We start from the raw sequence: 20,767 nt of genomic DNA on the forward strand, positions 1-20,767 counted from the left end.
ACTCTCGCCTCATGCTCCACCGCCGTTCCCCCTCCCCCGTCGACTGGCTCGTAGCGGCGGTCGTGGCCCTGTTCGCGGTCGCGGAGGAGGTCAGCGTGCGCTCGATGGCCTCTCCCCGCTCCCATTTGCTCCTGTGGATCGCCGCCGGGCTGGTCACGGCCGTCGCGATGCTGTTCAGGACGCGCGCGCCGTTCGCGATCCTGGCCGTCTACTCGGCCGCCAACATCGCGACGTTCGCGCTGACGCCCGGCTCCCCCGCGGCGTGGCAGTTCTACACCCAGCTCGTGCTGCTGTGCACGCTGCTGGCCGAGGTGCGTCCCGACAGCGCGCGGGCCGTGGCCGGGCTGACGGCGACCGGCGTGTTCGTGGCCGCCATGCTGTCCAGGACCTCCCCTCCGTCGGGATGGGGGGACGTCGCCGTGGCGCTGGTGATGTGCGCCATCGCCGCCGGAGCCGGCCTGGCCGTACGCCGCCACCGTGTGCTGGCCGTGCAGGCGGCCGAGCGCGGCGCGCTGCTGGCCCGCGAGTCGGTGCAGGAGGAACGTGCCCGCATCGCCCGCGAGCTGCACGACATCGTCGCGCACAGCGTCAGCGTGATGACCATGCACACCGGCACCGTACGGCTGCTCCTGCGCGCGGACCAGGAGCCCGAGCGGCAGGCGCTCACCACGGTGGAGGCGGCCGGCCGGGAGGCCATGGAGGAGCTGCGGCGCATGCTCGGGCTGCTGCGCGGCACGCAGGCCGGCGACCTGCTCCCGCAGGCCGGCCTGGACCGGCTGGAGGACCTGCTGGAGCAGTTCAGGTCGGCCGGGCTCGACGTCACGCTGGCGGTGTCGGGCGAGCGGGTGCCGTTGTCCGCCGGGCTGGATCTGTCGGCCTACCGGATCGTCCAGGAGGCGCTGACCAACACCCTCAAGCACGCCGGGCCGACGCGGGCGGCGGTGCGCGTCTCGTACCTGCCGGCGGAGCTCCGGCTGGAGATCACGGACCGGGGGCCGCTCGGCCCCCGGCCGCCGTCGGGCGGGGGCGGCGGCCACGGCCTGATCGGCATGCGCGAGCGCGCCGCCCTCTTCGAGGGCACGCTGACGGCGGCGCCCCTCCCCGAAGGCGGCTTCACGGTACGGGCGGAGCTCCCCCTGTGACCCCCTCCTCCCCGAACACCCCCTCCACCCCTGACGAGCCCGGCGGCGGGGGGATCGGCGTGGTGATCGCCGACGACCAGGCGATGATCAGGGCCGGGCTGCGCCTGATGATCGGCACCCAGCCGGACCTGTCCGTGCTGGGCGAGGCGGCCGACGGCGAGCGGGCCGTGGAGCTGGCTCGCAACCTGCGCCCCGACGTCGTACTGCTCGACATCGCGATGCCCCGCCTGAACGGGCTGGAGGCCGCCCGCCGCATCCTCGCGACCCCGACACCCCCGCGAGTGATCATGCTGACCACCTACGACACCGACGAGAACCTCGACCTCGCGCTGCACGCCGGGGTCAGCGGCTTCCTGCTCAAGGTGTCGCCGCCCGAGCACCTGTTCGCCGCCATCCGCAGCGCCGCGCGGGGCGACGTCCTGCTCGACCCGGCGGTCACCGGCCGCGTCGTGGCGGCCTACCGGCGTACGGCACCGCCCCCGGCGCCGTCGGCCACGGGGGTGACCGCCCGGGAGGAGGAGGTGTTGCGGCTGGTGGCGCAGGGCCTGTCCAACACCGAGATCGCCGGCACGCTGTCCATCACGGAGGCGACCGTCAGCACCCACATCAACCGCCTGCTGACCAAACTCGCCCTCCGCGACCGCGCCCAGATGGTCCGCCACGCCTACGAATCCGGCCTCGTCCGCCCCGGCGACCCCCGGACGACGTCCCATCGATCAGATAATCTGATTTCATGAAGGTGATGACCGCCACCGAAGCGTCCAGAAGCTTCGCCGCCGTCCTCGACGAGGTCGAACACGGAGAGACGATCGTGGTTACGCGCGGCGGGAAGCAGATAGCCGTGATCGGACCGGCTCCCACGGCGCCGGGCCGCATGGTCAAGGCGTTCCTGGCGAGAAGCGCGGCCTCCTTGGACGCCGACTTCGAAACCGATGTCGGCGCAGCCCGCGAGGCGTTCGACGACGAGATGAGGGACACGTGGCCCGACGCCTGATCCTGGACACAGGAGTGCTCATCGCAGCCGGACGCGGCAGGGCCGCGATCGACGCAGTGGTCGGGGACACCGACGATGTGGCGATCGCGGCGATCACCGTGGCCGAACTGCTCGTGGGCGTCGAACTGGCCGACGACACCCGACGCCCGCACAGGCAGGCGTTCGTGGACGAGACCCTCGCCCTGATTCCGGTCGAGGAGTACACCACGGACGTCGCCAGAGTTCATGGGCGCCTCATGGCCCATGTCCGGCGGCAGGGGAAGAAGCGAGGAGCCTACGACCTGCTCATCGCGGCGACGGCGGCGGCCACCGCGCGCGTCGTGGTCACCATGGACGCCTCCGCCGCGTTCGACGATCTCCCCGGCGTACGGGCTGTGGTCCTTCCTCACTGACACCCGGCAGCGCCCAGTGGGTCCGCCCGGGTCAGCCGCAGTCGCGGCCCGCGCGCAGCAGGCCGTACGTGACCGCCTGCTCCAGCGCCTGCCAGGAGGCGTCGATGATGTTCTCGGCCACCCCCACCGTCGCCCACTCGGCGGTGTCGTCGCTGGAGGTGATGAGGACGCGGGTGACGGCGTCCGTGCCGTGGGTGCCTTCGAGGATGCGCACCTTGTAGTCCACCAGCTCCAGCCGGGCCAGCTCGGGGTAGAGCTGTTCGAGCCCCTGCCGTACGGCCTTGTCCAGGGCGTTCACGGGGCCGTTGCCCTCGCCGGTGGCGACGATGCGCTCGCCCTTGGCGTGCAGCTTGACGGTGGCCTCGCTGACCAGCTCGCCGCCCTTGGTCCGTTCGACGATGACCCGCCACGACTCCACCTCGAAGTGCCGCCGGCGCGCCCCCTGGACGGTGTCGCGCAGCAGCAGCTCGAACGACGCGTCCGCGGCCTCGAAGGTGAAGCCCTGCGACTCCAGCTCCTTGACCCGCTCGACGAGCGTCTTGGTGTGCTCGGGGGTCAGCTCGTAGCCCAGCTCGCGGCCCTTGAGCTCGACGGAGGCGCGGCCGGCCATGTCGGAGACGAGCATGCGCATGTCGTTGCCCACGGCGGCCGGGTCGATGTGCTGGTAGAGGTTGGGGTCGACCTTGATGGCGCTGGCGTGCAGGCCGGCCTTGTGGGCGAAGGCGGACATGCCGACGTAGGGGGCGTGCGAGTTGGGGGTGACGTTGGTGACCTCGGTGATCGCGTGGGCGATGCGCGTCATGTCCGCCAGCGCCTCCCGCGGCACGAGGTCGAAGCCGCGCTTGAGCTGGAGGTTGGCGACGACGGTGAAGAGGTTGGCGTTGCCGGAGCGCTCGCCGTAGCCGTTGGCGCAGCCCTGGACGTGCGTGGCGCCCGCCTTGACCGCGGCGAGGGTGTTGGCGACGGCGCAGCCGGTGTCGTCGTGGCAGTGGATGCCGACGCGGGCCCCGGTCTGGACGGCCGCGTGCACGGTGTCGGCCAGCTCGTCGGGCAGCATGCCGCCGTTCGTGTCGCACAGGGCGATGACGTCGGCCCCGGCTTCGGCGGCGGTCCGCAGTACCTCCAGCGCGTAGGCTGGGTTGGAGGTGTAGCCGTCGAAGAAGTGCTCGGCGTCGAGGAAGACTCGCTGTCCCTCCGCACGAAGGTGAGAGACCGTGTCGCGGATCATCGCGAGGTTCTCCTGGAGAGTCGTGCGGAGGGCCAGCTCCACGTGCCGGTCGTGGCTCTTGGCGACAAGGGTCACGACCGGCGCGCCGGATTCGCGCAATGCGGCTACCAATGGGTCGTCGGCGGCCTTCACACCGGCCCGGCGGGTCGCGCCGAACGCGGCGAGCTGCGCGTGCTTCAGGTCGAGCTCTGTTCGAGCGCGCCTGAAGAACTCTGTGTCCTTGGGGTTGGCGCCCGGCCAGCCCCCCTCGATGAAACCGACGCCCAGGCTGTCCAGCTGCCGTGCGATGGCGAGCTTGTCGACGACGGTGAGGTTGAGTCCTTCCTGCTGCGCGCCGTCGCGCAGGGTCGTGTCGTAGACGTGGAAGCGGTCGTCGGCCATGAAGTCTCTTCTTTCGGATCCGTGTTCTGGAAAACAAAAAGACCCCTCACGGACGTGAGAGGTCTGCGCGCTGGCGGTGTCCCTTTGTCAGCCAGCGCGCCTGCCGATAATGAGCAGACCGTAGAACATGGTGCCTGTCAGTCTGCCACAGGGATTCACCATCTGGCACATCGGTCTCAACTTGTGGACACGAGCTTTACACTTGCACGCCCGCGCCCCCGGTGACGGCGCGTTCGAGCGCCGCCGGGTCGAACACCTCGTTGCCGAGCTGCTGCCCGTCGAGCAGGACGGTCGGCGTGCCCTGGATGCGGATCTTCGAGGTCTCCGCCAGGTGGGTCTTGGCGTACGACTGCGAGGTCACGCACTCGTCCACCGAGGCGCCGGCCTTCCTGGCGGCGGCCACCAGCTCCGCGACGGTGAAGCCCGAGGCCGAGCCGTGCGGGGCGGGCTGCATGGCGTAGAGCTCGTCCCTGAAGGCCAGCCAGTTCTCCTCCGGCACGCATCGGGCGGCGGCCGCGGCCCTGATGGAGTTGGAGCGCATGGGCTCGTCCTGGAAGATCGTCACGGGGTGGAAGACGACCTTGAGCCTGCCCTCCCTGGCCAGCTTCTGGATCGTGCCGTCGACCTTGGCGTGCATCTCCTTGCAGATCGGGCAGTCGAAGTCCTCGTACACGTCGAGGACGGGTGCGTGGCTGGACCTGTCGGCCAGCACCATCGAACCGTCGAGCTGCCTGGTCAGGCGTACCGACCCGGCCGTCTCACCCGGCTCCGAGAAGGCCAGCACACCCAGCACCACCAGCGCCGCACACGCGACCACGACCGCAACCAACCGCTTCATCATCCGCCCACTTCCAGCTCACCGATCGCGCAGACCCTACCAACGCCGGAACCCCTCTCCGGACAGCCGGCCGGGGCGGCTCCCTCATTGGTACCTGATGACGATGAGAGAACGCTGTGAGGGGAGAATGACCTTCATGAAGGCGAACCTCCTCGACCCCGCGGTGGGCCGGTACATCCTCGACCACTCCACCCCGCCCGACCCCCTGCTCGACGAGCTGGCGCGGGAGACCGCCGAGGCGACGGGCGACGCCGCCAGGATGCAGATCTCCGCCGACCAGGGCCGGTTCCTCACCATGCTGACCCAGCTCACGGCCCCGGCCGTGGCGGTCGAGGTGGGCACGTTCACCGGCTACTCGTCGGTGTGCATCGCGCGGGGGTTGTCCGGCGGGCGGCTGCACTGCTTCGACGTGAGCGAGGAGTGGACGTCGATCGCCCGGCGCTACTGGGAGCGGGCCGGCGTGACCGACCGCGTCTCGCTGACGCTCGGGCCCGCCCTGGAGACGCTGGCCGCGTTCGACGAGCCGATCGACCTGGCCTTCCTCGACGCCGACAAGGGCAACTACCCCGGTTACTACGAGTTGCTGGTCGAGCGGCTGCGGCCGGGCGGCCTGCTGCTGGCCGACAACACGCTGCGCAGCGGGCACGTGGCCGACCCGGCGCACTCGGAGACGACGACGGTGCAGATCCGCGAGTTCAACGACCTGGTGATCGAGGACCCGCGGGTGAGCGTGGTCATGCTGCCGGTCGCCGACGGGATCACGATGATCAGGAAGAACCACTAGATCGCGGGACGCCGCCGCCGTTACTCTGAGTGATCCTTCGGAAACCCCCCGGCGAAGCATGAGGACGGCGGCATGGTCAGGCCCCTGGAAGAGCGCTACCGCACCGTGCGCGAGCTGTTCCCCGAGTTCCGCATCGAGACGGTCCAGGGCCGGATCGTGGTGAACGAGCCGGGCACCTGGCAGCACAACACGATCCTGTCCCGGACGTTGTTCCAGCTCGCCACCGCGGCGGCGGTCCGGGGCTGGGAGATCTGGCCGAACATCACCGTCTACCTGGGCCCCGGCCACGACCTCTACGTGCCCGACCTGGCCGTGGTCCCGCCCCGGCCGCGTCTGCACGAGGAGCACGCCGTCCACGGCGCCTCGACGATCCTGCTCGTGGACGTCGTCTCGGTGGCCACGACGTACGACGTGCACTTCGTCAAGACGGGCGGTTACGCGCGCGGCGGGGTGCCGCTCTACCTGGTGATCGACCCGTTCCAGCGGCTGGTGACGCTGTTCGGCGGGCCGGGCGGGCGGCGCTACCGCAGCGAGAACGTCGTCTCCCTGGGCGAGCCGGTGTTCCTGCCCGACCCGTGGAACCTCCACGTCGACACCGCGGCCCTGACGGAGGCCGGCGCCTGAACGCCGGCCGTCCGCGCGTCTAGCCGATCTTGTGGATCCAGTTGCGGGTGTCGGGACGGGCGCCGTACTGGATGCCGACGAGCTCCTCGCGCACCCGCATCGTCACCGGGCCGGGGGTGCCGTCGGCGATGGTCCAGGCACGGTCGTCGCCCCTGACCGACCCCACCGGCGTGACCACGGCGGCGGTGCCGCACGCGAACACCTCGGTCAGCTCGCCGGAGGCGCAGGCGGACTCCCACTCGTCCACCGAGACCAGCCGCTCCTCGGCCTCCAGGCCGAGGTCGCCGGCCATCTCCAGGATCGACTCCCGGGTGATGCCGGGCAGCAGGGTGCCGGTGAGCGCCGGGGTGACGAGCTTGTTGCCGAAGACGAAGAACAGGTTCATCCCGCCCATCTCCTCGACGTACTCGTGCTTGTGGGCGTCGAGCCAGACGACCTGGTCGCAGCCGTTGTCGACGGCCTGGCGCTGGGCGACGAAGGCGGCGGCGTAGTTGCCGCCGCACTTGGCGAAGCCGGTGCCGCCGGGCGCGGCGCGCGTGTACTCGGTGGACAGCCAGACCGAGACGGGCTTGATGCCGCCGCTGAAGTACGAGGCCGCCGGCGAGGCGATCACCATGTACTTGTAGGTCTTCGACGGATAGTTGACGCCGAGCCCGGCCTGCGTGGCGAACATGAACGGGCGCAGGTAGAGGCTGTGGCCCTCGGTGGTCGGCACCCACTCCTTGTCGGCCGAGACCAGCAGCTCCAGCGACTCGACGAACGCCTCCTCCGGCAGTTCGGGCATGGCCATGCGCTCGGCCGAGCGGTTGAAGCGGGCGGCGTTCGCGTACGGGCGGAAGGTCGCGATCGAACCGGAGATCTGCCGGTACGCCTTCAGGCCCTCGAACAGCTCCTGCGCATAGTGGAAGACCGAGGTCGCGGGGTCGAGCGAGAGCGGCCCGTACGGCATGAGCCTGGCGTCGTGCCAGCCCTCGCCGTCGGTGTAGTCGATCGAGATCATGTGGTCGGTGAAGACCTGCCCGAACCCGGGGTTCGCCAGTACCTGCTCCCGCTCGGCCGCGGTGCGAGCGTGGTCGGAATGCTGCACGTCGAAGCTGAGCTTCTGAGCGATGGTCATGACGACGGTCCTTCTCTCTACGAATCTGCGACTCGAAAGCTGATTCTGGTAGCTACTGCCCGCGAGCAGTATTCGTACTTCCTAGTGTCTCGCGATTTGGGATGGCAAGAGGCACTTGGGGGGGTTCAATCCCGAAGAACGCGAAAAAGCGCCTGGCAGTCCGCGTTCGGACCGCCAGGCGCGTGCGGGGCTAGGCGGTCCTAGCCGGCTACTCGCGCGGCGATGTCGTCGCCGATCTCGCTGGTCGTGCGGCCGGCGCGGCCGGTCACCCGCTCGGCGATGTCGGCGGCCACGGCCTGCTCGACCTTGGCGGCCTCGGCGTGCAGGCCGAGGTGGTCGAGGAGCATGCCCACGGACAGGATGGTGGCGGTCGGGTCGGCCTTACCCTGACCGGCGATGTCGGGCGCGCTGCCGTGCACCGGCTCGAACATGCTCGGCGAGGTGCGCTCGGGGTTGATGTTGCCGCTGGCCGCCAGGCCGATGCCGCCGGCGATCGCGGCGCCGAGGTCGGTGATGATGTCGCCGAACAGGTTGTCGGTGACGATCACGTCGAAGCGCTCGGGCTGGGTGACGAAGAACATCGAGGCCGCGTCGATGTGGCTGTAGTCGGTGGTGACGTCGGGGAACTCCGCGGCCACGCGGTTGACCGTGCGCTGCCACAGGTCGCCGGCGAAGGTGAGCACGTTCGTCTTGTGGACGAGCGTGAGCTTCTTGCGGGGCCGCGACTGAGCCTTCTGGAAGGCGTAACGCACGACGCGCTCGACGCCGTGGGCGGTGTTCAGCGACTCCTGGGTGGCGATCTCGTGCGGCGTGCCGCGGCGCATGACGCCGCCGGTGCCCGCGTAGAGGCCCTCGGTGCCCTCGCGGACGACGACCATGTCGATGTGCTCGGCGGTGGCGCCGGCCAGCGCGGTCTCGACGCCGGGGAACAGCTTGACCGGCCGCAGGTTGACGTAGTGGTCGAACTCGAACCGGAGCTTGAGCAGCAGGTCGCGCTCCAGGATGCCGGGCGGCACGCTGGGGTCGCCCACGGCGCCGAGCAGGATCGCGTCGTAGCCGCGCAGCTCTTCGAGCACCGCGTCGGGCAGCGTCTCGCCCGTGCGGTGGTAGCGGGCTGCGCCCAGGTCGTAGTGGGTGGGCTCGATCTTCGTGCCCACGGCCTCCAGGACCTTGAGCCCTTCGGCTACGACCTCGGCGCCGATGCCATCCCCAGGGATGACGGCCAGGCGGATGTTACGCGACTCCATGGGCGGTACCTTACCGGCTCGTCTCGGCTGACGAACACATCATCTCAACAACCGGACAACCCGTTTTGGGGGGATTGCGACCTTTTGACCGTTTCGTTAGAGTCCGACGAGCCTAATCCACGCAGCCGCTGCGTGGAGCCGGGGACCCATCTTTCCCCCCGGGGCGAATCGGCTGCGCCTCTCCCCCGAGAGCGTCGCCGTAGGGCTACTTCCAGGCCCGAGCCCGTCAGCTAACCCGGTCGGCCACGTGGAAGGACAGTCCCCTGTCTAGCATCGCCATCTTTTTGGCGGTGGCAGCGGGCGCCGCAGGTCTCGCGCCTGCCGCCCCCGCGGCTCCCGCCGCTCCGGCCGCCCCCACCCCCTCCGTCACCCTCACCGGCCCCCAGGTGAAACAGGTCCAGGAACGGCACGTGCCGAAACCGGCCTGGAAGGTCGCCCTCGAATACGCCATGGACAAGCGCGGCACCCCGTACGTGTGGGGCGGCGCCAGCGAACGGGGCTACGACTGCTCGGGCCTCATGCTCCGGGCCTACGAGGACGCCGGCATCGAGCTCCCCAGAACCGCCGCGGAGCAGTACGGCGCCTTCTCCAGGAAGATCTCCTGGAAGGACCTCAAACCAGGCGACCTGGTGTTCTTCAGCGGCCTCGGCCACGTCGGCATGATCTCCAAACCCGGCTACATGGTCCACTCCCCCCACACCGGCGACGTGGTGAAGGAGGAACGCCTGTCGCAGTGGCGCAGGCAGGCCTTCGTCGGCGCGGTACGCCCCGACCCCAAGGGCGTCAAGCGCTGGGCCGACTACAAGCAGCTCCAGAAGGCCCCCGCCCCCGCCATGCTCACCGCGACCCTGTGACGACGACCTTCCCCGGGGCGTGCCCCTCCTCCTGGTAGCGGACGGCCGCCGGGAGCTCGCCGAAGGGGAAGGTCCTGTCGATGACCGGGGTGACCGCGCCCCGCTCGATCAGCCCGGTCAGCGTCAGCAGGTTCGCCCTGTTGCTCCCGCAGCGGACGACGTCCGCCCTGACGATCCGCTGCGGGACGAAGGGCCCCGACGCGAGCGCGGCGAACATGTGGCCGGCCGGCTGCACCCAGCGACCGGCCGGCCCGCCGACCAGCACGTACGTGCCCTTCCTGGTCAGCACCCGGCGGCAGTCCGCGAGCCGGCGACCGCCCGCCACGTCGAGCAGCAGGTCGAAGCGCCGGCCCGAGGCCGCGAAGTCCTCCTTGGTGTGGTCGATGACGTCGTCCGCGCCGAGCGAGCGCACCAGGTCCGCGTTCCGCCCGCTGCACACGCCCGTGACGTGCGCCCCCAGCGCCTTGGCGAGCTGCACGGCGAACGTGCCCACGCCGCCGGACGCGCCGTTGACCAGCACCTTCTGGCCCGGCTGGAGGCGTCCCTCGTCGCGCAGCGCGATCAGCGCGGTGTTGGCCGCCATCGGCACCGCCGCCGCCTGCTCGAACGACAGTCCCGCCGGTTTGGGCGCCACCTCGCCCTGCCGCAGGCAGACGTACTCGCCGAAGCCGCCCCCCAGCGACATGGCGTACACCTCGTCGCCGGGACGGAACAGCGTGACGTCCTTGCCGGCCGCCTCGACCTCCCCCGCCACGTCGGCCCCGAGGACGGCGATACGGGGCCGGTGCAGCCCGACCCCGCCGCCCATGATCCGGGCCAGGTACGGCTCCCCCCGCATGAAGTGCCAGTCGTAGGGCTGCACGGACGTGGCCCGCACCCGGACCAGCACCTCGTCGTCGCGCGGCACGGGCCGCTCGACGTCGGTCAGGACGAGCTGGTCGGGCGAGCCGAACGAGCGCAGGACGTACGCCTTCATCGTTTTCTCCCTCGTGCCGCTGATGTGCCGCTGATGTGCCGCCAGTGTGGGCGTGACCTGCGCGGACGCTCAACGGTCGAAAGGCGACGGCTCGATGGCCGAAAGTACGACCGCCCGCCCGCCGATGGTGCGAACCGGGACGGGCCGTCCGCGCGATGACCGGGCACGGGCGCGGGCGGCACGCTCTCAGGCATGAGATGGATCGCACCCGCCGGGCTGCTCGCGCTCAGCGTCGTCCCGCTGGTCGCCGGCGCACTCCGGCTGACCGAACTGGCCGCCGGCGCCCCGGTCACGGCGGACAACGCGCGTTTCTTCGCCATGCCCGTGCCGGTGCTGCTGCACATCCCGGCTTCGCTGGCGTTCTGCGTCCTCGGCACGTTCCAGTTCCAGGCCCGGTTCCGGGCCGGGCGGCCGGGGTGGCACCGCGCGGCCGGGCGGGTGCTGGTTGCGTGCGGGCTGGTCGCGGCGCTGTCGGGGTTGTGGCTGACGCTCTTCTCCGACCTTCCCGCCGGCGACGGGACGCTGCTGGCCGCCTTCCGCCTGCTGTTCGGGACGGGCATGGCCGTCTGCCTCCTGCTCGGCCTGGCCGCGATCCGGCGGCGTGACGTGGCCCGGCATCGCACCTGGATGACCCGCGGGTACGCGATCGGGCTCGGCGCGGGCACGCAGGCGTTCACCCTGGCGTTCGGCGCTGCCGCCTTCGGGCCGCCCGGCGAGCTCGGGCGGGCCCTGCTCGTCGGCGCGGGCTGGGTGATCAACCTGGCGGTGGCCGAGTGGGCCGTCCACAGAGCCCGCAGAGGTCGGGGAGGTCGCGGAGGTCGCAGAGGTCAGGTGCGTACGCGGTCGGTCTCGTAGGCCCACATGGCGATCTCGACGCGGTTGCGCACGCCGAGCTTGGTCATCAGGCTCGCGACGTGGCTCTTGACCGTGCTGAGCGAGATGTGCAGCTCGCGGGCGATCTCGCTGTTGGTCCGGCCGCGGGCCACGGCGCGCAGGATCTCCTCCTCGCGGCCGGTGAGCGCCTCGACCGGCTGCGCGGGCGCCTCCGTGCGCCCGGCTCCGGCGAACGCGGCAAGCAGGCGCGCGGTCACGCTCGGGGCGATGAGCGCCTCGCCGCCGGCCGCCGCGGTCACCGCCTGGGCGAGCAGCGCCGGGCCGGCGTCCTTGAGCAGGAAACCCCTGGCCCCGGCGCGCAGGGCGGCGTAGACGTACTCGTCGAGGTCGAACGTGGTGATCACGACGACCGCCATGGGGTCGGCGACGTCGGGCCCGGCCAGCTCGCGGGTGGCCGCGATGCCGTCGAGGCCGGGCATGCGGATGTCGAACAGGCACACGTCGGGGCGCAGGCGGCGGGCCAGCTCGACGGCCCGCCTGCCGTCCCCGGCCTCGCCGACGACCTCGATGCCGGGCTGGGCGTCGAGGATCATCCTGAGCCCGGTGCGGGCGATCTCCTGGTCGTCGGCGACCAGCACCCGGATGGCCGCCGCCCCCTCCGGGCCACTTCCCGCAGCCTCCGGCCGCTTGCTCACGCCGCCTCCTCACGCACGCGCGCGGCCTCCCGCCGGGCGTTCATGCGGTCTCTTTCGGCAGGACGGCGGTGACCGTCCAGCCGCGGTTGGGGTTGGGGCCCGCCTCGCAGGTGCCGCCGAGCAGGGCGGCGCGTTCGATCATGCCGATCAGGCCGTAGCCGGGGGCGGCGACCCCGCCGGCGTGGTCGCCGTCGTCGCTCACGGTCAGGCGTACGGCGGCGTCGTCGGCGGTGACCCGGACGGTGATGTGGGTGGCGTGGCGGGCGTGCCGCCGGGCGTTGGTGATCGACTCCTGGGCGATGCGGTAGAGCGCCGCGCCGGCCGAGGGCGGCAGGTCGCCGAGCCCGTCCGCGATCTCCACCTCGACGGCCGGGCCGACGCGCGGGCGTCCGGCGAGCCGCCGCAGGTCGTCGAGGTGGCGGCCCGGGGTCAGCTCAGCCGGCTCGTTCCTGCGCAGCACGCGGACCATGGCCCGCATCTCGGCGAGCGTGCGCGACGCCTCGGCCTCGATCACCCGCAGCGCGTCGGTGGCCGCGCCCGGCTCGGTGGCGGCGGTGGCCAGGCCCGCCTGGGCGCGGATGGCCATGGCCGAGACGTGGTGGGCGACGGTGTCGTGCAGGTCGCGGGCGAGCTGTTCGCGTTCGAGCAGTTTGACCTGGTCGAGCTCGCGCAGCCGCGCCCCGGCCCGGTAGCGGAAGGCGCTGCCCAGCCCGACGGTCGCGACCAGCACGCCGAGCGCCGGGACGACGTCGCCGGGCGCCATCCGTCCGGAGGCCAGCGACAGGCCGACCGCGACCAGCCCGGCCGCCATCCCGATCACGGCCTCGCGTCCCGAACCCCACCGGAACAGCGCGTAGAGCACGATCGTGACGAACGCCAGCGTGTACGTCTCCACCGGCTGGCCACCGGTCAGCAGCGGGGCCACGGCGGTGGCGCCGAACACGAGCGCGACCATGAGCAGCGGCCTGGTCCTGCGCCACAGCAGCGTGGGGATCAGCGCGACCGTGACGGCCGTCGAGATCACCGGCCACCGCAGGTCGGGCCGGAGCACGCCCTCGATCACCGCGGCCGGCACGAGCGCCGCGACGAGCGCCCAGTCGCGCCACACCCGCACCGGCGGGCCGGGAGGACGAGGCTCGCGCCACACGGAACGAAGGAGGCCGGCCACCTCCTCATCGTAAGTCCCCGCATCGCCCCGAACCCCCCAAAGGTGCTCCAGGCTGGGTGTCGGGACCCCAGGGCGCGGAGCCACCGGCCCTGCGGGGGCGGGGCTGGGGTCAGTGTTTGCGGGCGTCGAAGATGAGGTCCCAGGCGCGGGCCTTGGCGTGGGCGACCGCGCCCAGCAGCACGCCGCTGTCGCCCAGCGCGCTGGCCACCACCCGCGGGCGCAACGGCCCGAGCTCGGCGATGCGCCGCTCCACGGACGCGCCCAGCAGGTCGAGGTTGCGCCCCACTCCCCCGCTCAGCACGATCACCTCCGGATCGAGCACGGCGGCCACGGCCACCAGCAGCCCGCCGATGCGGCGGCCCTCGGCCTCCACCACCGACCTGGCCGCCTCGTTCCCCTCGGCGGCGGCGGCGAAGACCTCCCTCGCCGTCTCCAGCTCCAGCCCGGCCGCCCGCGCGGCGCGCACCACACCGGGCGCGGAGGTGGCCGCCTCGGTGGCCCCGTGCGTGAAGGGGTCGCCGTCGTGCGCGAGGAAATCGGCGTCCTGCGCGAAAGGGGCGGCGGGCGGGACGGAGGCGGGAGGGTCCTCGGCAGCCGGGATGTAGGAGACCTCGCCCGCCGCCCCCCGCGCCCCGACGTACAGCTCGCCGTTGATCACGATGCCCATGCCGACGCCGGTGCCGATGGACACCAGGGCGAAGTTGGCCTTGCCCCGCCCGGCCCCGTGGACGTGCTCGCCGACGGCGGCCAGGTTGATGTCGTTCTCGATGACGAGGTCGACGCCCAGGGCGGCGTGCAACCGGTCGGCCAGGTCGGGCGGGCCGGGCAGGTTGGGGGCGAAGTCGAGGCCGCCGCGCACGGGGTCGTACACGCCGGGCGAGCCCACCACCGCGCAGGTGATCGAGCGCCACTCGACCTCGGCCTCGCGGGCCGCCGCCCGGGCCAGCTCGCCGACCAGCACGGCCAGCTCGGCGGAGGTGCGGGCCGTGTTGCGGCCGTCGGTACGCCCGGCGAACGTGCCGCGCAGGTCGGCCACGGCGACCCTGATCCAGTCGCGGCCGATGTCGATGCCGGCGACGTGGGTGGAGGCGGCGTTCACGTCGTAGAGCGAGGAGACCGGGCCGGGCCGCCCGGAGACCTCGCCCACCAGGTGGACCAGGCCGTCCTCGGCCAGCCCCGCCAGGGCGGCCGAGACCGTGGGCTTGGACAGGCCGGTGCTCTTGGCCAGGTCGGCGCGCGAGGCGGGGCCGTGCTCGTGCAGCTGGTCGAGCAGACGGCGCTCGTTGAGCACCCGCAGCAGCCGTGGATTCGCCAGGTCGCGTCGCATGTCCGGCCTCCCTCCGAGGTGCACTCTAGCCAACACGCCTGATAGTAAACTACCTTTCTTACCAAGCGGGGGCGGGCATCTTCTGAGAGGACGAAGTGCGATGCACCGAGCTTGGCGACTCATCCCCGCGGCGGCGGTCCTGCTGGCCGCCGCCTGCGGGAACAGCAGCACCACCACCGGCACGACGGCCACTCAGGCCGGCGGGCCGCGGCAGGGCGGGACGATCGCCCTGTTCCTGCCCGAATCCAAGACCACCCGGTACGAAGCCTTCGACCGCCCCCTCTTCGAGGCCAAGGTCAAGGCGTTGTGCCCCGCCTGCAAGGTGATCTACGGCAACGCCGAGCAGGACGCGGCCAAACAACAACAACAGGTCGAGGCCGCGCTCACCCAGGACGCCGACGTGCTCGTCCTGGACGCCGTGGACGCCAACGCGGTCGCGCCCCTGGTCAACCAGGCCAGGCAGAAGAAGGTCCCGGTGGTCGCCTACGACCGGCTGATCTCGGGCATCGACTACGCCTACTACGTCTCGTTCAACAACGTACGGGTCGGCGAGATGCAGGGCCAGGCGCTGCTCGACGCCATGAACGCCAAGGGCACCACGGCCAAGGGCCAGATCGTGATGATCCACGGCTCGCCCACCGACCCCAGCTCGGCCGACTACAAGAAGGGCGCCAAGAGCGTCCTGGACGGCAGGGTCAAGGTCGGCAGGGAGTTCGACACCCCCGACTGGAGCCCCGACAAGGCGCAGCAGCAGATGGAGCAGGCGATCACCGCCATCGGCCGGGACCAGATCGTCGGCGTGCTGTCGGCCAACGACGGCATGGCGGGCGGCGCCATCGCGGCCATGAAGCGCGCCGGCTACAAGGAGCTGCCGCCCATCACCGGCCAGGACGCCGAACTGGCCGCCGTGCAGCGCATCCTCACCGGCGAGCAGTACATGACCATCTACCTGGACATCAGGAGAGAGGCGGAGAAGGCCGCCGAGCTGGCCGTCGCCCTGACCAAGGGCGAGCAGCCCGCCGCCACCTCCAAGGTGAACAACGGCACGGCCGACATCCCGGCCTTCCTCCTCGACCCCATCGCGGTCACCGCCGACAAGATCAAGGACACCATCGTGAAGGACGGGTTCTACCGGGCCGACCAGATCTGCACGGCCGAGGTCAAGGCCGCCTGCGCGAAGGCGGGCATCGAGTAGATGATCGCGGCGACCGGGATCTCCAAACGGTACGGAGCGGTGCGGGCGCTCGACGGGGCAGGGCTGGAACTGCGTCCCGGCGAGGTCGTGGCGCTCATGGGCGACAACGGCGCGGGCAAGTCGACGCTGGTCAAGACCATCTCCGGCGCGGTCGTGCCGGACGCGGGCGAGATCACGGTGGACGGCGTGCCGGTGCGCGTCGCCACCCCGCACGACGCGCAGGCGCTCGGCATCTCGACCGTCTACCAGGACCTCGCGCTCTGCGAGAACCTCGACGTCGTGGCCAACCTGTTCCTCGGCGCCGAACGCCGCCGCTGGTCGGTGCTGCGCCACCTGAGCATGGAACGCGCGACCCGCGACCTGCTCGCCCAGCTCGACGTGCGCATCGGCGACATCAGGGTGCCGGTGTCGACGTTGTCGGGCGGCCAGCGGCAGTCGGTGGCCATCGCCAGGGCGCTGCTCGGCGAACCCCGCCTGGTCATCCTGGACGAGCCGACCGCCGCGCTCGGCGTCGAGCAGACGGCCCAGGTGCTGGCGCTGATCCGGCGGTTGCGCGAGCGCGGCCTCGCGGTGCTGGTCATCTCGCACAACCTCGCCGACGTGCGCGAGGTGAGCGACCGGGTGGTGGTGCTGCGTCTCGGACGCAACGCCGGTGAGTTCCGTACGGCCGAGGCCTCCCGCGAGGAGATCGTGGCCGCGATCACAGGAGCGGGCGAATGACGGCGATGCCGATCACGGTGACCGGACGGCTGCGCCAGGGAGAGGCCGGCGCCTGGCCGGTGGTCGGCGGCCTGGTGGCGATCACGATCGTGTTCAGCACGCTCAACGAGCGTTTCCTGTCGCCCGAGAACCTCACCAACCTGGCACTCCAGATGGCCGCCACGGGCACGATCGCGCTCGGCGTCATCATGGTCCTGCTGCTGGGCGAGATCGACCTGTCGGCCGGCTCGGTCAGCGGCCTGTGCGCCACGATCATGACGATCGCGCACGTCAAGCAGGGCTGGAACGCCCTGCTCGCCATCCTGCTGGCGCTGGCGGCCGGCGCGGCGATCGGGCTGCTGCACGGCCTCATGCTGACCAAGCTGCGGATGCCGTCGTTCGTGGTCACGCTGGCCGGGCTGATGGGCTGGCTCGGGCTGCTGCTCTACCTGCTGCGCCAGGGCGGGACGATCAACCTGCCGTTCAACGGGTTCATCTCGGGCCTGAGCGACACCTGGCTGCCGGGATGGCTGTCCTGGGCGCTGGTGGTCGGGCTGGCGGGCGGTCACGCCGGGATCGCCACGCTGGCCAGGCGGGCGCGGCTGGCCGCCGGGCTGCCCGTGGCGCCGGCCTGGCAGGTTCCCGTGACGGCGGGCGGGCTGGCGGTGGTGCTCGGCGCGGCGGTGGCGGTCATGTCGGCCGACCGCGGCGTGCCGCTGCTGCTGGTGCTCTTCGGCGCGCTGGTGGTGCTGCTCGACCTGGTCCTGCGGCACACCGCGTTCGGCCGTCACCTGTACGCCGTCGGCGGCAACGCCGAGGCCGCCAGGCGCGCGGGCATCAACGTGACCAGGATCAGGATCCTGGCGTTCGTGCTGGCCTCGACGCTGGCGGCGGCGGGCGGCGTGCTGGCGGCCAGCCGGCTGTCGGCGGTCAACCAGGGGTCGGGCGGCAGCGACATCCTGCTCATGGCCATCGCCACGGCGGTCATCGGCGGCACGTCCCTGTTCGGCGGACGGGGACGGGCCTACGCCGCGCTGCTCGGGGTGCTGGTCATCCAGTCGATCACCAACGGCATGTACCTGCTGAGCGTGGACTCCTCCGTCCGGTTCATGGTGACGGCCGGCGTGCTGGCCCTGGCGGTGGCGATCGACTCGCTGGCCCGCAGGGGCGCCGCCCGGTGAGCCGGGTCCTGGGCATCGACGTCGGCGGGACCAAGGTCGCGATCGGGGTCTCGGGCTCCGACGGGCCCGTGGTGGCCGGCCGCACCCGGCTGGAGACCGGCCCGGACACGCTCGTCCGGGCCCTGGCCGCCGCCCGCGCCCTGGACGGCCGGCCGGCCGCGGTCGGCTTCTCCACCTGCGGGGTGATCAGGGACGGCGTGGTGCGCCTGGCGCCGAACGTCCCCGGCTGGGAGGGGCTGGAGCTGCCCAGGCTGCTGCGCGAGGAGTTCGGCGCGACGCCGGTGGCCATCGACAACGACGTGAACGCGGCGGCGGCGGCCGAGCTGCGGTGGGGCGCGCTGCGCGGCGTCTCCACGGGCGTCTACCTCAACCTCGGCACCGGCCTGGCGGCGGCCCTGGTGGTCGGCGGCCGGGTGGTGCCCGGCGCGCACGGCGCGGCGGGCGAGATCGGCTACCTCCAGGTCACGCCGGGACAGGCGGCCTTCGCCGACGGGCGGGTGCCGCTGGAGGAACTGGTCTCCGGCGCGGGGCTGGCGGCCAGGGGCGGCGCGCTGCTCGGCCGCGCGACCACGGCGCAGGAGATGCTCGCCGCGCGTTCCGGACCGCTGGCGGAGCTGGTGGCGCGGGCGCTGTCGGTGCTGACCATGACCGTGGCGAACCTGTGCGTCACCCTCGACCCCGAGGTGCTGGTCGTGGGCGGCGGCATGATGGGCGCGGCCGGGCTGATCGTGCCCAGGCTGGCCGAAGAGGTGCGGCGCGCCGTGCCGTTCCCGCCGGAGATCCGGCCCGGCCGGTTCACGGACGACGCGCCGCTGCTCGGCGCGCTCGCCCTGGCCCACGCCGCGGCGCGGGCCTGAGGGCGGCGCTACCGGGCGGAGTTCTGGGGTGCGCCGCCGTTGTCCCTGCGGTCGAGGGCGGTCTGCAGGGCCTCGGCGGCCTCGTTCTCGTTCTCTTCGGTACGGTTCCAGGCGTACATCTCGTACATGTCGCTCATCTCGTTTCGCTGGCGCGTTCCAGAAAAGGGGCGTCGGACCCCGGTCGCGAATCCGACCGGGCCTGCTCTCGCGGGTCCGGATCACGGACCGGGCGAAGGGAAGGGACTGACCGGCCGACGGCATCACCACTCACCGCGGCGGGTCGTCGGCCTGCCCTAACAGGCCCCGCCGCGGCAGGTAATGAGTACGAGAACCTGGCGCATTTCCACCCACGGTACCCGGCGACTGTTTCGCTGTCTCGTTGGATGTCCTACTATCTCGCATTCTGAGACAAGAAAAGGCCGCCACCCGGAACGGTCCAGGTGACGGCCTTCCCCGCGATCGGGGAGTCAGTCCTCAGGTCGCGAGGTCAGTCCTCCAGGTCGACCGAACGGCCGCTCTCGGCGCCGATCTCGGCCGCGATCTGGTCGATCACGGCGGCCGGGATGGCCGAGTCGACGGTCAGCGCGATGAGCGCCTTGCCGCCCTTGACGTCGCGGGCCACCTGCATCGAGGCGATGTTCACGCCGGCCTCGCCGAGCAGCCGGCCGACCACGCCGACGACGCCGGGACGGTCGGTGTAGGCGAAGAACGACAGGTGGGCCGTCGGCTCGATCTCCATCTCGTAGCCGTTGACCTCGACGATCTTCGTGATCTGCCGGGGGCCGGACAGCGTGCCGGAGACCGAGATCTGACGGCCGTCGGCGAGCACGCCGCGCACGGTCACCACGTTGCGCCAGTCGGGGCTCTCGGAGCTGGTCACCAGCTCCACGCTGATGCCCCGCTCCTTGGCCAGCAGCGGCGCGTTGACGTACGTGACCTGCTCCTCGATCACGTCGGCGAACACGCCCTTGAGCGCGGCCAGCTCGATGACCCGCACGTCCTGGGAGGCGATCTCGCCGCGGACCTCGACGTCGAGCTTGGTGGCGACCTCGCCGGCCAGGGCGGTGAACACCCGGCCCAGCTTCTCGGCCAGCGGCAGGCCCGGCTTGACGTCCTCGGCCACCGCACCGCCCTGGACGTTGACCGCGTCGGGCACGAACTCGCCCGCCAGCGCCAGCTTCACGCTCCGCGCGACCTGCGTGCCGGCCTTCTCCTGGGCCTCGTGCGTGGAGGCGCCGAGGTGCGGCGTGGCGACGACCTGGTCCAGCTCGAACAGGGGGCTGTCGGTGCACGGCTCCTTGGCGAACACGTCGAGGCCGGCGCCCGCGACGCGGCCCTCCTTGATCGCCGAGTAGAGCGCGGCCTCGTCCACGATGCCGCCACGGGCCACGTTGATGATCCGCACGGACGGCTTGACCTCGTGCAGCTCCTTGTCGCCGATGAGCCCGAGGGTCTCCTTCGACTTCGGCAGGTGCACGGTGATGAAGTCGGCCTGCTTGAGCACCTCTTCGAGGCTGAGCAGCTTGACGCCCATCTGCGCGGCGCGGGCCGGCGGCAGGTAGGGGTCGTAGGCGATCAGCTCGACGCCGAACGGCTGGAGCCGCTGGGCCACGAGCTGGCCGATCTTGCCGAGGCCGAGGATGCCGACGACCTTCTCGTCCAGCTCGACGCCGGTGTACTTGGAGCGCTTCCACTCCCCGTTCTTCAGCGCGGCGTGGGCCTGGGCGGTGTTGCGGGCGCTGGCCAGGATGAGCGCGATGGTCTGCTCGGCGGCGCTGGTGATGTTGGAGGTCGGCGCGTTGACGACCATGACACCGGCCTTGGTGGCGGCCTCGACGTCGACGTTGTCGAGGCCGACGCCGGCGCGGGCGACCACGCGCAGCTTCGGCGCGGCGGCGATGGCCTCGGCGTCGACCTGCGTGGCGGAGCGCACGATCAGGGCGTCCACGTCGGCGAGGGCGGGCAGAAGCTGGGAACGGTCCGCTCCGTCGGTGTGGCGGACCTCGAAATCGGCGCCGAGCACGGCGAGGCCGGCCTCGGACAGCTCCTCTGCGACCAGAACGACGGGCTTGTTCACAGGCGTGGATCCTTAGGGGCATGCGGCGGGCTGGAGGGACACGTCGCTGGGCCCCTCGGATCCCCCAGAGTCTATCCGCGCTTGTGAACGCGTTCACGAGGGACCCACGATTTGAGACGGCCCGCTCGGCGTCCCGCACGCCCTGGACGCGGCTCCG

General features: G+C 71.8%; 22 protein-coding genes and 1 riboswitch. Of the genes, 12 read left to right on the forward strand and 10 right to left on the reverse strand.

The genetic code is table 11. From position 1 onward, the window contains the following. The first annotated feature begins 11 nt into the window (after window positions 1-11). Genes AB0J71_RS04455 through AB0J71_RS04470 form a run of 4 tightly spaced genes read left to right on the forward strand, consistent with a single transcriptional unit; the run spans window position 12 to window position 2,528 of the window. A complete protein-coding gene (locus AB0J71_RS04455) occupies window positions 12-1,142 on the forward strand; it encodes a sensor histidine kinase (protein WP_364412670.1) in 1,131 nt (376 codons plus the stop codon). Continuing rightward, on the forward strand, window positions 1,139-1,879 hold the full coding sequence (locus AB0J71_RS04460; protein ID WP_364412672.1) for a response regulator transcription factor: 741 nt from the start codon (window positions 1,139-1,141) through the stop codon (window positions 1,877-1,879). The genes AB0J71_RS04455 and AB0J71_RS04460 overlap by 4 nt, the downstream gene beginning before the upstream one ends. Continuing rightward, on the forward strand, window positions 1,876-2,136 hold the full coding sequence (locus AB0J71_RS04465) for a type II toxin-antitoxin system prevent-host-death family antitoxin (protein WP_364412674.1): 261 nt from the start codon (window positions 1,876-1,878) through the stop codon (window positions 2,134-2,136). The genes AB0J71_RS04460 and AB0J71_RS04465 overlap by 4 nt, the downstream gene beginning before the upstream one ends. Further along, a complete protein-coding gene (locus AB0J71_RS04470) occupies window positions 2,121-2,528 on the forward strand; it encodes a PIN domain-containing protein (RefSeq protein ID WP_352319030.1) in 408 nt (135 codons plus the stop codon). Before AB0J71_RS04465 ends, AB0J71_RS04470 begins: the two co-directional genes overlap by 16 nt. A 31-nt stretch (window positions 2,529-2,559) precedes the next feature. Here the strand turns inward: AB0J71_RS04470 and cimA are convergent, their stop codons facing one another. Beyond that, window positions 2,560-4,137 (reverse strand): citramalate synthase, encoded by a 1,578-nt coding sequence (gene cimA, locus AB0J71_RS04475; protein ID WP_352319028.1) that lies wholly within the window; start codon window positions 4,135-4,137, stop codon window positions 2,560-2,562. 196 nt (window positions 4,138-4,333) lie between these two features. After that, the gene (locus AB0J71_RS04480) at window positions 4,334-4,978 is read right to left on the reverse strand and encodes a thioredoxin domain-containing protein (protein ID WP_352319026.1); all 645 of its coding nucleotides are present in this window, start codon (window positions 4,976-4,978) and stop codon (window positions 4,334-4,336) included. Between the two features lie 133 nt (window positions 4,979-5,111). On the opposite strand from AB0J71_RS04480, the gene AB0J71_RS04485 reads away from it, so the two are divergent. Together AB0J71_RS04485 and AB0J71_RS04490 are read left to right on the forward strand one after the other, a co-directional pair. Then, window positions 5,112-5,759 (forward strand): O-methyltransferase, encoded by a 648-nt coding sequence (locus tag AB0J71_RS04485; protein WP_352319024.1) that lies wholly within the window; start codon window positions 5,112-5,114, stop codon window positions 5,757-5,759. Window positions 5,760-5,831: 72 nt separating this feature from the next. Then, window positions 5,832-6,383, forward strand: coding sequence for a Uma2 family endonuclease (locus tag AB0J71_RS04490; RefSeq protein WP_352319022.1), 552 nt, complete (start codon window positions 5,832-5,834; stop codon window positions 6,381-6,383). A 19-nt stretch (window positions 6,384-6,402) separates the two neighbouring features. Here AB0J71_RS04490 and AB0J71_RS04495 read toward each other — a convergent pair whose 3' ends face one another. Then, window positions 6,403-7,500, reverse strand: coding sequence for a branched-chain amino acid aminotransferase (locus AB0J71_RS04495; RefSeq protein ID WP_352319020.1), 1,098 nt, complete (start codon window positions 7,498-7,500; stop codon window positions 6,403-6,405). A gap of 200 nt (window positions 7,501-7,700) precedes the next feature. Further along, window positions 7,701-8,747, reverse strand: coding sequence for a 3-isopropylmalate dehydrogenase (locus AB0J71_RS04500; protein ID WP_352319018.1), 1,047 nt, complete (start codon window positions 8,745-8,747; stop codon window positions 7,701-7,703). Between the two features lie 99 nt (window positions 8,748-8,846). After that, window positions 8,847-9,007: riboswitch (cyclic di-AMP (ydaO/yuaA leader) on the forward strand. A gap of 30 nt (window positions 9,008-9,037) precedes the next feature. Between AB0J71_RS04500 and AB0J71_RS04505 the strand changes: the two genes are divergently transcribed. Next, complete coding sequence (locus AB0J71_RS04505) at window positions 9,038-9,601, forward strand: C40 family peptidase (protein ID WP_364412677.1); 564 nt, start codon at window positions 9,038-9,040, stop codon at window positions 9,599-9,601. Here the strand turns inward: AB0J71_RS04505 and AB0J71_RS04510 are convergent. Further along, window positions 9,585-10,577 carry an NAD(P)-dependent alcohol dehydrogenase gene (locus tag AB0J71_RS04510; protein WP_364412680.1) on the reverse strand — a complete coding sequence of 331 codons (993 nt, stop codon included), beginning with the start codon at window positions 10,575-10,577 and terminating at the stop codon, window positions 9,585-9,587. The two genes, AB0J71_RS04505 and AB0J71_RS04510, sit on opposite strands and share 17 nt — an antisense overlap. Before the next feature lie 192 nt (window positions 10,578-10,769). Here AB0J71_RS04510 and AB0J71_RS04515 point away from each other — a divergent pair, with 192 nt between their 5' ends. Beyond that, on the forward strand, window positions 10,770-11,432 hold the full coding sequence (locus tag AB0J71_RS04515) for a DUF2306 domain-containing protein (RefSeq protein WP_364412683.1): 663 nt from the start codon (window positions 10,770-10,772) through the stop codon (window positions 11,430-11,432). Here AB0J71_RS04515 and AB0J71_RS04520 read toward each other — a convergent pair. From AB0J71_RS04520 to AB0J71_RS04530, 3 genes are all read right to left on the reverse strand, one after another. Next, window positions 11,405-12,106, reverse strand: a complete 702-nt coding sequence (locus AB0J71_RS04520; RefSeq protein ID WP_364412685.1) for a response regulator transcription factor — start codon at window positions 12,104-12,106, stop codon at window positions 11,405-11,407. The genes AB0J71_RS04515 and AB0J71_RS04520 overlap by 28 nt on opposite strands. A gap of 40 nt (window positions 12,107-12,146) precedes the next feature. Beyond that, window positions 12,147-13,274 carry a histidine kinase gene (locus AB0J71_RS04525; RefSeq protein ID WP_364412688.1) on the reverse strand — a complete coding sequence of 376 codons (1,128 nt, stop codon included), beginning with the start codon at window positions 13,272-13,274 and terminating at the stop codon, window positions 12,147-12,149. 109 nt (window positions 13,275-13,383) lie between these two features. After that, window positions 13,384-14,601, reverse strand: coding sequence for an ROK family transcriptional regulator (locus AB0J71_RS04530; RefSeq protein ID WP_352319006.1), 1,218 nt, complete (start codon window positions 14,599-14,601; stop codon window positions 13,384-13,386). Between the two features lie 100 nt (window positions 14,602-14,701). Between AB0J71_RS04530 and AB0J71_RS04535 the strand changes: the two genes are divergently transcribed. From AB0J71_RS04535 to AB0J71_RS04550, 4 genes are read left to right on the forward strand one after another with little or no spacing between them, the layout of a single operon-like run. Next, window positions 14,702-15,796, forward strand: a complete 1,095-nt coding sequence (locus AB0J71_RS04535) for a sugar ABC transporter substrate-binding protein (RefSeq protein ID WP_364412691.1) — start codon at window positions 14,702-14,704, stop codon at window positions 15,794-15,796. Next, window positions 15,797-16,516, forward strand: a complete 720-nt coding sequence (locus AB0J71_RS04540; RefSeq protein ID WP_364412694.1) for an ATP-binding cassette domain-containing protein — start codon at window positions 15,797-15,799, stop codon at window positions 16,514-16,516. Then, window positions 16,513-17,676 carry a sugar ABC transporter permease gene (locus tag AB0J71_RS04545; protein ID WP_352319000.1) on the forward strand — a complete coding sequence of 388 codons (1,164 nt, stop codon included), beginning with the start codon at window positions 16,513-16,515 and terminating at the stop codon, window positions 17,674-17,676. The genes AB0J71_RS04540 and AB0J71_RS04545 overlap by 4 nt, the downstream gene beginning before the upstream one ends. Beyond that, window positions 17,673-18,533 carry an ROK family protein gene (locus AB0J71_RS04550; RefSeq protein WP_352318998.1) on the forward strand — a complete coding sequence of 287 codons (861 nt, stop codon included), beginning with the start codon at window positions 17,673-17,675 and terminating at the stop codon, window positions 18,531-18,533. The genes AB0J71_RS04545 and AB0J71_RS04550 overlap by 4 nt, the downstream gene beginning before the upstream one ends. Before the next feature lie 8 nt (window positions 18,534-18,541). Here the strand turns inward: AB0J71_RS04550 and AB0J71_RS04555 are convergent, their stop codons facing one another. Further along, complete coding sequence (locus tag AB0J71_RS04555; protein WP_352318996.1) at window positions 18,542-18,670, reverse strand: hypothetical protein; 129 nt, start codon at window positions 18,668-18,670, stop codon at window positions 18,542-18,544. Between the two features lie 350 nt (window positions 18,671-19,020). Then, window positions 19,021-20,610: a phosphoglycerate dehydrogenase gene (serA, locus tag AB0J71_RS04560; protein WP_352318994.1), complete on the reverse strand. Its 1,590-nt coding sequence runs from the start codon at window positions 20,608-20,610 to the stop codon at window positions 19,021-19,023. Between the last annotated feature and the right edge of the window lie 157 nt (window positions 20,611-20,767).

Source organism: Nonomuraea sp. NPDC049637, from assembly GCF_040675235.1.
Classification (GTDB): domain Bacteria; phylum Actinomycetota; class Actinomycetes; order Streptosporangiales; family Streptosporangiaceae; genus Nonomuraea.

Excerpts from the sequence above, each read along its gene's own strand:
- AB0J71_RS04455 (WP_364412670.1), top strand. The coding sequence starts at position 12 with ATGCTCCACCGCCGTTCCCCCTCCCCCGTCGACTGGCTCGTAGCGGCG.
- AB0J71_RS04465 (WP_364412674.1), top strand. The coding sequence starts at position 1,876 with ATGAAGGTGATGACCGCCACCGAAGCGTCCAGAAGCTTCGCCGCCGTC.
- cimA (WP_352319028.1), bottom strand. The coding sequence starts at position 4,137 with ATGGCCGACGACCGCTTCCACGTCTACGACACGACCCTGCGCGACGGC.
- AB0J71_RS04480 (WP_352319026.1), bottom strand. The coding sequence starts at position 4,978 with ATGATGAAGCGGTTGGTTGCGGTCGTGGTCGCGTGTGCGGCGCTGGTG.
- AB0J71_RS04485 (WP_352319024.1), top strand. The coding sequence starts at position 5,112 with ATGAAGGCGAACCTCCTCGACCCCGCGGTGGGCCGGTACATCCTCGAC.
- AB0J71_RS04490 (WP_352319022.1), top strand. The coding sequence starts at position 5,832 with ATGGTCAGGCCCCTGGAAGAGCGCTACCGCACCGTGCGCGAGCTGTTC.
- AB0J71_RS04495 (WP_352319020.1), bottom strand. The coding sequence starts at position 7,500 with ATGACCATCGCTCAGAAGCTCAGCTTCGACGTGCAGCATTCCGACCAC.
- AB0J71_RS04500 (WP_352319018.1), bottom strand. The coding sequence starts at position 8,747 with ATGGAGTCGCGTAACATCCGCCTGGCCGTCATCCCTGGGGATGGCATC.
- AB0J71_RS04510 (WP_364412680.1), bottom strand. The coding sequence starts at position 10,577 with ATGAAGGCGTACGTCCTGCGCTCGTTCGGCTCGCCCGACCAGCTCGTC.
- AB0J71_RS04515 (WP_364412683.1), top strand. The coding sequence starts at position 10,770 with ATGAGATGGATCGCACCCGCCGGGCTGCTCGCGCTCAGCGTCGTCCCG.
- AB0J71_RS04530 (WP_352319006.1), bottom strand. The coding sequence starts at position 14,601 with ATGCGACGCGACCTGGCGAATCCACGGCTGCTGCGGGTGCTCAACGAG.
- AB0J71_RS04535 (WP_364412691.1), top strand. The coding sequence starts at position 14,702 with ATGCACCGAGCTTGGCGACTCATCCCCGCGGCGGCGGTCCTGCTGGCC.
- AB0J71_RS04540 (WP_364412694.1), top strand. The coding sequence starts at position 15,797 with ATGATCGCGGCGACCGGGATCTCCAAACGGTACGGAGCGGTGCGGGCG.
- AB0J71_RS04545 (WP_352319000.1), top strand. The coding sequence starts at position 16,513 with ATGACGGCGATGCCGATCACGGTGACCGGACGGCTGCGCCAGGGAGAG.
- AB0J71_RS04555 (WP_352318996.1), bottom strand. The coding sequence starts at position 18,670 with ATGAGCGACATGTACGAGATGTACGCCTGGAACCGTACCGAAGAGAAC.